Origin of the sequence: Kitasatospora sp. NPDC004615, assembly GCF_042873545.1 — a bacterium.
GTDB lineage: Bacteria > Actinomycetota > Actinomycetes > Streptomycetales > Streptomycetaceae > Kitasatospora.
This window is the reverse complement of the sequence record NZ_JBIALQ010000007.1, coordinates 110,670-123,216: the sequence shown is the minus strand read 5'-3', so window position 1 is coordinate 123,216 and position 12,547 is coordinate 110,670. Positions and strand designations below refer to the sequence as shown.

At 74.0% G+C, this 12,547-nt stretch carries 9 protein-coding genes; 1 reads left to right on the top strand and 8 read right to left on the bottom strand.

What is annotated here, in order from left to right; all coding sequences use genetic code 11:
- Positions 1-132 precede the first annotated feature (132 nt).
- From ACFYS8_RS24215 to ACFYS8_RS24180, 8 genes are all read right to left on the bottom strand, one after another.
- The gene (locus ACFYS8_RS24215) at positions 133-888 is read right to left on the bottom strand and encodes a class I SAM-dependent methyltransferase (protein WP_387644132.1); all 756 of its coding nucleotides are present in this window, start codon (positions 886-888) and stop codon (positions 133-135) included.
- A gap of 14 nt (positions 889-902) precedes the next feature.
- Positions 903-1,301 (bottom strand): VOC family protein, encoded by a 399-nt coding sequence (locus ACFYS8_RS24210; RefSeq protein ID WP_387644130.1) that lies wholly within the window; start codon positions 1,299-1,301, stop codon positions 903-905.
- Positions 1,302-1,390: 89 nt separating this feature from the next.
- Positions 1,391-2,194, bottom strand: a complete 804-nt coding sequence (locus tag ACFYS8_RS24205; protein ID WP_387644970.1) for a sugar phosphate isomerase/epimerase family protein — start codon at positions 2,192-2,194, stop codon at positions 1,391-1,393.
- Between the two features lie 220 nt (positions 2,195-2,414).
- Positions 2,415-5,396, bottom strand: a complete 2,982-nt coding sequence (locus tag ACFYS8_RS24200; RefSeq protein WP_387644127.1) for a hypothetical protein — start codon at positions 5,394-5,396, stop codon at positions 2,415-2,417.
- Between the two features lie 101 nt (positions 5,397-5,497).
- Complete coding sequence (locus ACFYS8_RS24195; RefSeq protein WP_387644124.1) at positions 5,498-6,451, bottom strand: Ppx/GppA family phosphatase; 954 nt, start codon at positions 6,449-6,451, stop codon at positions 5,498-5,500.
- Between the two features lie 49 nt (positions 6,452-6,500).
- Positions 6,501-7,778 carry an SUKH-4 family immunity protein gene (locus tag ACFYS8_RS24190; RefSeq protein ID WP_387644121.1) on the bottom strand — a complete coding sequence of 426 codons (1,278 nt, stop codon included), beginning with the start codon at positions 7,776-7,778 and terminating at the stop codon, positions 6,501-6,503.
- On the bottom strand, positions 7,775-11,035 hold the full coding sequence (locus ACFYS8_RS24185) for a toxin glutamine deamidase domain-containing protein (protein ID WP_387644118.1): 3,261 nt from the start codon (positions 11,033-11,035) through the stop codon (positions 7,775-7,777). Before ACFYS8_RS24185 ends, ACFYS8_RS24190 begins: the two co-directional genes overlap by 4 nt.
- A 65-nt stretch (positions 11,036-11,100) precedes the next feature.
- Positions 11,101-11,445, bottom strand: coding sequence for a WXG100 family type VII secretion target (locus ACFYS8_RS24180; protein ID WP_387644115.1), 345 nt, complete (start codon positions 11,443-11,445; stop codon positions 11,101-11,103).
- Positions 11,446-11,624: 179 nt separating this feature from the next.
- On the opposite strand from ACFYS8_RS24180, the gene ACFYS8_RS24175 reads away from it, so the two are divergent.
- Positions 11,625-12,524 (top strand): hypothetical protein, encoded by a 900-nt coding sequence (locus ACFYS8_RS24175; protein ID WP_387644113.1) that lies wholly within the window; start codon positions 11,625-11,627, stop codon positions 12,522-12,524.
- Positions 12,525-12,547 lie beyond the last annotated feature (23 nt).

Genomic DNA, 12,547 nt, shown 5'->3' with positions numbered 1-12,547 from the left:
CAGAACCGACCACGTCCTGCACTGGTCCCGATGGCGCCGCCGACGCCAACAGCAGGCCCGGACCAGCCACTACAAGAGACGAGGCCACAGCCCAAGAGCCGAAGCCTCGCCAGGATAAGCACCGTTGCAGTACTAAGGCTTCGGGGCGACGAACAGCTCCAGCCGGTACGGCTCGACCAGCTGCCCGTCCGGGAACTCGGCGAGCAGTGCCTCCCGTTCGGCGGCCAGGATCGGGGCCCGCAGCTCCGGGTCCAGCACCGCGACGTACGAGCGGGAGGTCAGGTCGGTGATCAGCTGGTCGACCGTCACCTGCCGTTCCCAGCGCACCGTGGCCTCGCGGACCTCCAAGCCGGCCTCGGTCAACTTCTCGTGCCCGGCGATCACCCCGCCGTAGTAGTGGTAGCCGGGCAGGGTGGCCGCCATCCGCTCCTGGTGGGCGGCCAGCCAGGGCGTCTCGTAGTCCTTGATGTTCCACCACACCGCCAGCGCCCCGCCCGGGCGCAGCACCCGCAGCGCCTCCGGGACGGACCGCTCGGGGTCGGTCCAGTGGAACGCCTGCGCGTAGGTGACGAGGTCCACCGAGGCGTCGTGGAACGGCAGTTCGTCGCCGCCGGCCTTCACCACCGGCAGTCCGGGACTGACCTCGCGGAGCACCGCGGCCATGCCGTCGCTGGGCTCCACCGCGACCACCCGGGCGCCGCGGTCGGCCAGCAGCCGGGTGGCGATGCCCGTGCCGGCGCCGACGTCCAGGACGTCCGCGCCCTTCAGCGGGCGGCCGGACAGCCGCTCCAGCTCGTCGAACAGCTCGTCCGGGTAGGACGGCCGGGCCGCGTTGTACTCGGCGGCGACCGCGCCGAAGGAGTTCGCGTGGGCCTGCATGTCACTCATCGATTCGTCTCCCGTCATCCCCAGGTGCGCGAGCACAGCACCAGGCCGTACCCGTCCGGATCCAGCACCGTCACCCCGAACTCGTCCCAGTACGGGTTGTGCGCGGGCACCTGGCGGCCGCCCGCCGCTACCAGGCGCTCGACCAGCGCCTCGTCGACGGGCTCGCCCAGGTACAGCACGAACAGGTCCTCGACCGTCGGGGCCGGCGCGACCGGGCGCTCCGGGTCGAGGGCCAGCTCGAAGTGCCAGGTGCCGCCCGGGAATCCGACCATCAGCAGGTCGTGCTGCCCGGACACCCGCACGGTGCTGCGCCACAGCACGGACAGGCCGAGGCCCTCGACGTAGAAGCGTTCGGCGGCCGCCAGGTCCAGGGACGGGCGGGCCAGCCGGACGTGGGTGCCGGGGCCGATCACGCCGGGACCGCCGTTCGGTGGTTGATCATGCTGGCGACTCTAGGCGCGGGCCCGCCGGGCTGTCCGGTGATCCGTGAACTGACGATCCGTCACATCATGGGCCGGACCGCCGCCAGGTGCAGCCGGGTGAAGGCCAGCGCCTCCGCCAGGTCGGCCTCCCGGTCGGCCGGGGAGCCGGACTTGCGGGTGTTGACCTCCAGCACCACGTGCCCGTCGAAGCCGGTCCGGGCCAGCCGCTCCAGCAGCTCCGCGCACGGCTGCTTGCCGCGCCCCGGGATCAGGTGCTCGTCCTTGCCGGACCCGGACCCGTCCGCCAGGTGCACGTGCGCCAGCCGGTCCCCCATCCGGGCGGCCAGTTCCAGCGCGTCCACCCGCGAGGTCGCCGCGTGCGACAGGTCGACGGTGAAGTGCCGGTACTCCTCGTCGGTGACGTCCCAGCCGGGCGCGTACGCCAGCATCTCGCGATCCCGGTAGCGCCACGGGTACATGTTCTCCACCGCGAACCGGACCGGCGTCTCCCCCGCCATCCGGTCGATGCCCGCCACGAACTCCTTGGCGTACTGCCGCTGCCAGCGGAACGGCGGGTGCACCACCACGGTGTCCGCGCCCAGCCGCTCGGCCGCCTTCCGGGCCCGCACCAGCTTGGTCCACGGGTCGGTGCTCCAGACCCGCTGGGTGATCAGCAGGCACGGGGCGTGCACCGCGAGGATCGGCACCTCGTAGGTGTCGGAGAGCCGCCGCAGCGCCTCCACGTCCTGGCTCACCGGGTCGTTCCAGACCATCACCTCGACGCCGTCGTAGCCCAGCCGGGAGGCCAGCTCGAACGCCGTCTCGGTGGTCGACGGGTACACCGACGCCGTCGACAGCGCGACCTTGGTGTCCGGCACGTGCAGCGCCGGGTGCGGCGGCAGCACCAGCCGGTCCGTGGTGCGCAGCAGCGGCGGCCGCTCCAGCTTCCGCCGCGCCGCACGGGCGGCCCGCGCCGCCTTCAACGGCAGGGGGCCGCGCCTCGGCTTTCGCTGATCCGCTGAATCCGCCACGCGAACCAGGTTAAGCGCAACGCACGGCGGGGCCGCCATGGGCGGCCCCGCCGGCTGTCTCAGTCGCTCTGTCTCAGGCGCTCTTCTTGACCACCTGGAACGCCTTGGGCAGGTAGCCCGGCGAGGGAACGCCGTCGGTGTGGTCGGCGCCCACGACCAGCAGGTCGTAGCGGACGGTGGACGCGCCCCCGAGCTCGACCCGGAGCCGCAGTTCGGTGCCGTCCGCGCTCACCCACAGCGGCCGCATGGACAGGTTCGGGTCCACCCGGGTGTTCTCGGGGACCAGCGTCAGCCTGCTGTTGAGGCTCAGCCCGGTGCCGTGGACGGTCACCTCGGCGTAGCCGCCCTCGACGGCCACCGCCGGGGTCAGCGACTGCGGAATGCCCGAGTACGCGGTGCCGGTGCCCGGCTTGGCCCCCTGCAGGGTGTAGGCGAGCGGCGTGTGGGCCTGGCCCGGGCTGAACAGCAGTACGGCGTGCCCGGTGGTGGTGCCGTTGTACGTGCACTGGTTGAAGCCCGTCGGGACTTCGCCCAGCTGCTTCACGCACTTGTAGGCGGTGTCCTCGTCGGCCCAGTTCTCCCGGCCGGCCATGCTCAGCAGCGACCAGTTGCGGTAGTCGTCGGTGGCGGTGGCGATGTCCACGCTCTGCCCGGGCTTCATGTCCAGCACCGCGCAGTACAGCGGGGCGTCGTCGCTCAGCACCCCGCTGCGCTGGTCGAAGCCGTCGGCGGAGACCGGGTGGGCGGCGCACTCGGGCGCCCAGCCGGCGGCGGTGGCCAGCCGCCAGACGTCCAGCGCACCCGGGAGCGGCCCCGTGTCGACCGAGTCGCGGGCGGCCACCAGCGTGACGTAGCGGGTCGAGCCGGTGACCCGGCAGCTGGTCTCCCAGGCGTTGCACCGGGTCCGGCCGTCGGCGTCCAGCACGGTCAGCTGGGCGGACCGACCACCGGAGGTGCGGGAGTTCATCTGCAGCAGGTCCGCCGCAGCGGCGCCGACCGTGGTGCAGTGCGCGTCGGTGGAGCTGTCGACGGCGATACCGGCGGACGGCCCGCCGACCTGGCCGGTCGCCGCGGGCAGGTCGCAGGGCGCGGACACGGTGGCGTCGCGGCGGACGGCGGTGAAGTCGCTCACGCTGCTGTCGTAGGTCAGCACGGCCGTGTAGGGCCGGCCGGCGGGAGCGCGGCAGACGTCGGCGATCCCGGTGTTGATCCGGCAGACCTCCGTACCGGACGAATCGACCACGTGCAGCACGGACTTGAACCGGTTCCCGGTGACGCGGTAGCCGATCAGTTCGGCGGCCGGGTGGTCGGCCGGGACGGCGAAGCAGCTCTCCAGGGCCCCGTTGGCGGGCTTCCCGGTCAGGCCGGTGCGGGCGCCGCTGCCGGTGCCGTACTCGGCGGCGGCCCACGGCGTGCAGCCGGCGGTCTCACCGACCCGCTGCACCAGAAGACGGTAGTTGAACGGGCCCTGGGCCTCCGCCGTCAGCCGGAACGGCGCGGTGCCGGTCAGCCGGCACACCTGGTAGGTGTCGTACACGGTGAAGCCGTGGCACTGTTCGGTGCCGGCGGCGTCCAGCACGCGGTAGCGCGCCGTCTCGCCCTTGTCCGTCCCGTTCAGCACGTAGACGGACTGGCCGGACGCGGTCGGCAGGGTGCGGCAGATGTCCTGCCCGGCCGAGGGGAAGGTCTCGACGGGCGCGCCGGAATCCATCTGGTCGTCGCGGCCGGCGGTGCAGCCGCGGGTCTCGGTGTCGGCGCGGAAGACCATCGCGAACGGCGACGGCTGGTAGATGGGCGGCGGGATCGTGTACAGGTAGTCGCCGGCGGTGAGGTCACAGGTCCCGGACGGGCAGATCGGGCTGAGGTCGGACCGGTAGAGGGTGCCGCCGATGTTGCCGGTGTCGTGGGTCCCGCGGAACGAGTAACGGCCGTCGGTGGGCACCCGCAGGATCCGGCAGCGGGTGATGTCCGTCAGGTCGAGGGCCGCCCCGTACGTCTGCGGCTCGACCGTCAGGCAGCCCTCCGGCCGCGACATCCGCGACATGGCCATCAGGTAGGCCGGGGTGCCGGGGTCGGCGGGGTTGTAGTCGTGCCCGTACTGGACGACCAGCCGGTAGGGGGCGGTGCCGGTCAGCTTGCAGTCGGTCCCGGACACCGGCGGGGTGCCGGGGACACAGACCTGCTGGCCGGTCGCGTCGAACAGGATCTGCTCCAGGTTGGTGCCGAGCTGCCGCACCACGTCACCGGCGGCGAAGTCGGTCACCCAGCAGTCACCCGCCATGCCCTGCGGCACGGTGCCCCGGTAGAGGGTGGGGTTGCCCAGCGACGTGTCGGTGCCCCGCATGGTCACGCACTTGTCGGTGGAGAACACCGGCAGGTACGACAGCGCGATCGGCAGGGTCCCCGAACCGTAGTTGATCAGCTGCAACGTGTACGTGCCGGCCTTGTTGGTGACGCACCGGACCGGGCCGCCGACGTAGTCGTCGGGCGCGATGTTGCACTGCACCTGCTGGCCGTCCGGGTCGAACAGCCGCGGCGCCATGCCGTACAGCGTGCTGACCACCTGGATCATCACCATGTCCCGGCCCGCCGACACGTCGAGCTTGAACAGCGTCCGCTGGCCCGACTCGGCGCCGCAGCGCACCACCGTGTGGGCCTGCAGAACGAACGGGCACGGGCCGTCCGTGGGCATGGGGTTGGGCGTCCCGCTGGGATACGAGACCGGCCGCGGAGGCCGGCTCGGGACGCCGCCCCCCAACTGGTTCTGGGCGGCGGACGGAGCCGCGCCGCCGCTGACGGAGTTGGCGGAGTTGCCGGAGCTGCCGAGGCTGTTCGCACTCGGCGATGCACCGGGCGTCGGCGTCGGCGCCGAGGTACCGGACACCGGAGCGCCCGCCTGCGCGGCGACCGGAACGGCCCCGGCCACGGTCGGCTGCGGGTCGTTGCCCGGCAGCAGTGCGGCCAGCGACAGCAGCATGGCGACCAGTGGCAGGCCACCGATCGCGGCGAACCGGCGCCTCCCTCTTCGGCGGTCGGCAAAAGACGGCACGGACATCGCAATCCCCCCGGTGAGCGCTCCCCTGAAAACCACCGGGATCCTAGCCGCTCGCACACGAATTCCCTAGGGAAAAAGGCGAGTTGCGGCCGGTCTCCGGGTCACGCTTCGATTGCGACCCGACTGTCCTGGCCGTCCATGGTGTCGAGGCGGCGCAGGATGATGCCCTCCCGCAGCGCCCATGGGCAGATGTCCAGCTCGTCCAGGCCGAACAGGTCCATCGCGGCGTCGGCGACCAGCGCGCCGGCCAGCAGCTGACGGGCGCGGCCGAGCGAGACGCCGGGGATGCGGGCGCGTTCGGCGGGGGTCATGGCGGCGAGGCGGGGCAGCCAGGCGGAGAGGCCGGCCCGGGTGAGCTTGCGGGGGACGCGGACGCCGGCGCCCTCGGGGGCGGCGCCGGTCATCCGGGCGAGCTGCTTGAAGGTCTTGGAGGTGGCCACCGAGTGGTCGGGCGCGCCGAGGCGGGCGATCTCGCCGACCGCGCCGGCGATCTCGGCGCGGATGTGCCGCCGCAGTTCGCGGATGTCGCCGGGGTCGGCGACGTCGCCGGGGAGCCGGGAGGTGAGGCGTCCGGCGCCGAGCGGCAGGGAGGTGGCGACGTCGGGCTGTTCGTCGAGGCCGCAGGCGATCTCCAGGGAGCCGCCGCCGATGTCGAGGTTGAGCAGCCGGCCGGAGGACCAGCCGAACCAGCGGCGGACGGCGAGGAAGGTCAGCCGGGCCTCGTCCTGGCCGGACAGCACGGTGAGCGCGACGCCGGTCTCGTCCTCGACCCGGCGCAGCACCTCCTCGCCGTTGCTGGCCTCCCGGACGGCGGAGGTGGCGAACGGCAGCAGGTCGACGACGCCCTTGTCCTCGGCGACCCGCAGCGAGGAGGCGACCATCGAGACCAGCCGTTCGATGCCGATCGGGCTGATCGCGCCGTCCGCGTCCAGCAGCTCGGCGAGGCGCAGGTCGGCCTTGTGGGAGTAGGCGGGCAGGGGGGCCGCACCGGGGTGGGCGTCCACCACGAGGAAGTGGACGGTGTTGGAGCCTACGTCGAGCACACCGAGTCGCATGACCGTCCAACTTAGCCCAGACCGGTGACCTCCCGGGGTACCGGTGGGGTCACAGCAGCCCGTCCCAGAGCTGTTCGACGATGACCGCCCACCAGTTCTCGGGGTTCCGCAGCGCGGTCCGGTCGAGTGCGGCCAGCGCCCACTGGAACTCGGCGACGGCCGGGCCGGCCTGCTCGGGCGGCAGGTCGCGCAGGCGCGGGTAGCGCTCGGCGAGCAGCGCGAGGCAGCGGGTGAAGGCGGTCAGGTCGGCGTTGGTGTAGCGGGCCTCGCAGGTGTCGGGGTCGACGGCGCGGATCCGGCCCTGCGCGGTGTCGACGGTGAACAGCGCCCAGCCGTCGGTGCCGAGCAGCCGCTGGCCGATCAGCGCGGCGCGGGCCGCGGCGGTGGCGCGGCGGCCGCGGCCGAGCGCGCCGAGGTGTTCGGTGAGGTCGGGCAGGACGGGTCCGGCCTGCCCGGCGATGCCGTCGCTCTCGGGGAGGTGGAGGGTGAAGAACCCGGCCACCACCCGCGGCAGGCCGGTGCGCTGCAGGGCGCGGGCGGCGGCCTCGGGCAGGTCGGCGGCGAGCACCGCGGTCTGCTCGAAGCGGTGTGCGCCGTCCTCGCCGAACAGCGCGGCCAACCGCTGCCCGAGGCCGTTCTCGTCCTCGGGCTGGGCGGGCGGCACGGCGAGCGGGAACGGCATCCGGTTCCAGTGCCGGCCGGTGCGGGCGGCCAGCGCCCGGACGGCGGCCGCCCGGTGGTCGTGGCGCGGGCCGTACGGCTGCTCGAACTCGATCCGGACGCCGGGCAGCCGGGCCGCGATGACGTGCTCCCAGTAGCCGCCGGGGAGCATCGACAGCCGCAGGTCGGTGCGGAGCGCGATCAGGTCGTCGAGGGCGACGCCCTGCGCGGACAGCTGCTGCCAGGCGCGCAGCGCGGGGTGCGGGTGGCCGTGCGCGGAGTGCACGGTGAGCGACTGAGTGACGCCCTTGCCGTCCCGGTAGCTGAGCGCGGCCCGGGTGCCGGGGCCGGTGACGGGCGGCAGCGCCGGGTGGTGGCTCCCGGCGCCGAGGCGGTCGCGGTAGAGCCGCTCCACCTCGGGCACCGGGACGGACGGGAAGACGGTGAGTTCGCCGCTGACCCGGTCGACCACGGCACAGGCCGCGCCGATCTCCTCCGGGGCGCGGCGCACCCCGGTGAGCGGGTCGGTGAGGATCGGCGCGGGCTCCGGCCAGAGCACCCAGCCGAGGTCGAACTCGTGGCACCTGACAGGCCGCGAAGCCTCCTGCGGGAGGTCGCCGTTGACCCAGCGGTGGGCGGTGGCGAGGGCCTGTTCACGGCTGATCATCGGTTGGTGCTCCCGGCGGTGCGGTGGATGGTGAGACGGGAGCGCGGCGGCGCTGCCGCGGGCGGGACGTCCGCGGCCGGTTCCTCGGCGGGGGCGCCGGCCATGGCGGGCACCGGCTCGGCCACCGCGTCGTCGCGGTCCCCGGTGGGGACGGCGACGGTGACGGGCAGCGGAGCGGACAGGTCGATCGGCCGGTCGGCGGCGTCCACCGCGATCGCCCACAGGCCGTGGTCGGCCGGGTAGAGCGGGGTCGGCGCGGCGTAGCCGGTCTGGTGGTCGAGGTAGCTGAGCACGCCCTTGTGGTTGACGGCGTTCCAGGTGTGCGAGCGGCCGAAGCCGTCGACGGTGAGCAGCACCGCGCGGGTGCCGGTGCCGTGCGCGAGCAGTGCCTGGCCGAGCTTGCCGTGCGCCTCGGCGCCGTCGCCCAGGTCGAGGAAGCGGGTGCCGAGTTCGAGCTCGGCGCGGTCGCGGCCGCCGCGCTCGCCGGCCGGGCCGTCGGGCAGTCGCGGCGCGGCGCAGGTGGGTGCGGTGCCGAGCGTGTCGACGGCCGAAAGTGCCACGTCCACACAGTTGTTGGCGCGTCCGCTCTCGGTCGGGCCGCCGCCGTTGAGGACCTCGATCCACTCGCCGACCATCGGGTCCGGGAACGGCGCGGGGGTGCGCCGCACCACCTCGGCCTGGTGCGCGGGATCGACCGGTCCGAGCCCGCCGGGCAGCCCGTACGGGCGGCTGTCGGCGAGGGTGCGCACCACCTGCTCGGCGGAGCCGGGCCGCACCACGCCGCCCTGCCCGCCGCCGGAGAGCACCAGCCAGGCCGCGGACGCCTGGTGCAGCGGCGCGCCGGACTCGTCGGCGGGGCTGTGCCGCCGGACGTCCGGCAGCGGGTCGTGCCGGACGGGACCACCGGGGGCCTGCTGACCGATGCCGCCGCCGCCCGTGGGCGGGACCGGGCCGGTCACCGGACGGGCCGCCACCGGACGGCCGTCCGCCGCGTGCTGGCCGACACCGACCACCGCGGCCGCACCGCCGCCCTGCCCACCCGCGCCGGGGGCGCCGAGGGTACCGGCCGCAGCGCCGGGAGCACCCGGGGTGCCGGCTGCCGCACCGGCCGCAGCACCGGGGGCGCCGGCGGCACCGGCCGCCGCGCCCGGGGCACCGGGGGTACCGGCCGCGCCGGGAGTGCCGCCGGAGGCACCGCCGACCGGGCCCGCACCGGCCACCGGGCCGGCGCCGACCGAACCGCCGACCGAACCGCCGACCGGCACGCCGCCGCCGGCGGCCGGGGCGGAACCGCCGCCGACCGGGCCGAGCTGGATGGACGAGCCGCCACCCGAACCGCCCGAACCGCCGAACACCGAACCGGGGTCGCCGCGGTGCACACCACCGCCACCGCCACCGCTACCGCCGGACGACCAGATGTCACTGCTGTCCACCGACGGCGGGAGGTGCGGCGCGGGCGGCGTCAGCACCGAGTCGACGTGCACCGACACCGGCCCGTGCGACGAGGAGGGCGAGGGCGAGTCGCTCGGGGACCAGCCGCCACCGCCGCCGTAGGAACCGCCGCCACCGCCACCGCCGCCGTACGAACCGCCACCGCCACCGCCGCCACCACCGGACGAGCCGCTGTGCGAATTGCCGTACACCGGAGCCGAGTTGTTCTGGTAGCCGCCGGAGTTGCCGCCACCGCGGTGCCCACCGCCGCCTGCCGGAGCGGACTGCGGCTGGCCGCCGCCCTGGTCCTGGCCGCCCTGCTGGTCGAAGATCGCGCCGTCGAGCTTGCCCGGGAGCCCGTTCAGCGGGGAGTTGCCACCGGACATGTTGCTGCCGGGTCCGTTGCCGCGGCCGTTGCCCTGGCCGTTGCCGTTGCCGTTGCCCTGGCCGTCGTGGCCGTCGTGGCCGTTGTGGCCGTTGTGGCCGCCCTGGCCGTTGTGGCCGCGCGTACCGTCCCCGTACGGGCTGTTGTTCTGACCGTCGCCGATCGGCAGCGGCTGCCCGTCCTTGCCGAGCACGTCGAGCGGGCGGCCGTCGGCGCCGAACTGCACGATCTGCCCGTTCGGGCCGACCGCCTGCATGTCCGCGTTGACGGTGACGGCCTGGCCGTTGCTGCCGATCAGCAGGTGGCCCTTCTGGTCGGCGACCAGGCCGGAGACCGGGGTGCCGTTGGCGGCCATCATCACCGGGTGGCCGTCGTCGTCGAGCTTGGGGTGGCCGTCCAGGCCGAGGGCCAGCACGATGCCGGTGCCGACCAGCGCGCCGGTCAGGCCGACCAGCACCGGCTTGCCGTCCTTGCCGAGCAGCGGCTTGCCGTCCTCGCCCATCGCCACGCCGCCGACCGGGGTGCCGTCCGGGCCGACCAGCTGCTGGGTGCCGTCGGTGCCCTGGGTGACCTTCAGGCCCTCGACGCCCTTGACTCGCTGGCCGTCGTCGCCGACCAGGATCGGGTTGCCGTGCCGGTCGGTCTTGACGGTGCCGTCGGCCTTCAGCTCGGCGTGCACGCCGGCCACGCCGGCGACCTCCACCGAGCGGGCCACGCCGGACTTCGCCAGGACGCCGGTGACCTGCCCGGACCGGGCGGCCATCGAGCTCTCGCGCTTCTCGCCGTGCAGGCCGCGGCCGTCGGCCTGGGCGATCCGCTCCAGGGCTATCAGTGGGGGCTCCTTGGCGAGCGACTTCGCCGCCTCCGCCATGTCCCGCTCGAGCTGCTCCAGCAGCTGTCCGATCTTCAGCTTGGCGTGCTCGACGGCGGCCAGTTCCTCGGCCTCGGCGACGCCCTCCTTCACCAGGCCGGCCGCGCCGGACACCAGCCCGGAGATCAGGCCGCCGGAGACGATGTCCTTGCCGGCCTGGGCGATCTGCGCCTTGGCCTTCGCCTCGGCCGCGTCCGCCGCCCGGATCTTCTCGGTCAGCTCCTGCAGCACCGCGATGATCTCGGCCTTGCTGTGGTCGACCACGCCGGCCGCCTTGTCCAGCGCGCCGGCCACCAGGCCCGCCGCCGCCGAGGCGTCGTCCAGCTGGCCGCGGCCGCCGCCGCTGAACTGCTGCCAGTGCGTGGTGAACGCGTCCACCGCGGGGCCCTCGTTCTCCCCGGACACCCGCTGCGCGGCCGTGTTGCCGCGCCGCACCAGGGCGTCCGCCTCCGAACCGAACTCCCGCCACAGGCCGGCCGCCCGGCGCAGCCCGTCCTCGTCCGCCTGTGGCCACGCGTGGCCGGTCCGTGCCAGCGCGGGGGCGAGTTCCTCCGGCAGGTTCCTGGACACGTGCTCCCCCTTCGGGTGGTGCGGTTCGGCGTGCACAGCCGCCCGCCGCGTGCTCTGACTGCGGTTCAGGCCCGGCCGGTTGCGGTCGGGTGGTTCGACGACGGCGCGTTGAAGTCCGCGCTGACCTCGCTGTCGGTGCGCTCCATGTTGTCCGCCATGCTGTGCAGCCCCCGGCCGATCCGGCCCAGCCGCTCCGACAGACCCTGCAGCCCGGCCAGCACGCCCTCCCGGGCCTCGCCGTACGCGGTACCGAACGGCTTGCCCGGAGCGTCACCGCCCCACGGCGCACCCAGCGCCGCCAGCCCGCTCTCCAACTGCTTCGCCGCACTGCCGAACTCGTTCGAGACTGTCTCGAACTCCTTTGCCTCGCCGTGGAGTTCCCACGACCGGATGACGACCTTGTCGCCCATGTGCACTCCCCCGTGCAAGGGCGCTCATGCGCCCGACCTACCCCCGGCTGGGCCATCCTAGGGCCGCGCACGGCCGCCGCCGCCCGGGCTGCGGCCCTTTTCACAGCCGTTTCACCTACGCCGCCCACGGGCAGCCCCGGAAAACCCCCCAATCCCGGCAAACCAGACCAAAAGCCGCGATGCCCCTCCGCCCTCGCCCCGCCAGGCCATACCCTTGCCGGGTGGCACCAGCTGAGAACAAGAAGTCCAAGAAGTCCGGCAAGGCAGGCAAGGCCGGCGGCGCGGCCAAGGCCCCGGTCGTCGACCTGGCGATGCCCACCGTCCGCGAAGTCGCCCTCGACTTCCCGCGCGCCTGGGTCGAGTTCACCGACCCCGCCGACGAGGACCAGGTGTTCCGCTGCGACCTCACCTGGCTCACCTCCAACTGGGGCTGCATCTTCGGCAAGGGCTGCCACGGCATCCAGCCCGGCCGCGGCGCCTCCGACGGCTGCTGCACCCTCGGCGCCCACTACTCCGACGAGGACGACGAACAGCGCGTCACCGGACACGCCGCCCGCCTCACCCCCGACATCTGGGAACACCACGCCGAAGGCACCGACGCCAAGGGCTGGATCCGCCGCGACGGCGGCATCACCATGCTGGACGAGGACGGCGACCGCCAGACCCGCCGCGTCAACGGCGCTTGCCTCTTCCTGAACAGCCCCGGCTTCCCCGGCGGCGCCGGCTGCGCCCTGCACGTCCTCGCCCTCCGCGAGGGCCTCGAACCCCTGGAAACCAAGCCCGACGTCTGCTGGCAACTCCCGATCCGCCGCACCTACGACTGGATCGACCGCCCCGACGACACCCGCTACCTCCAGGTCTCCATCGGCGAATACGACCGCCGCGGCTGGGGCCCCGGCGGCCACGACCTCCACTGGTGGTGCACCAGCTCCCCCGAGGCCCACAACGCCGCCAAGCCCGTCTACGTCTCCTACCGCCCCGAACTCATCGAACTCATGGGCCCCGAGGCGTACGCGACACTCGTCACCCTCTGCGAAGCCCACAACCCCAAGCTGGCGCCGCACCCCGCAGGCATCTAGGGGGGCGTGCATCCAGGGGGCCG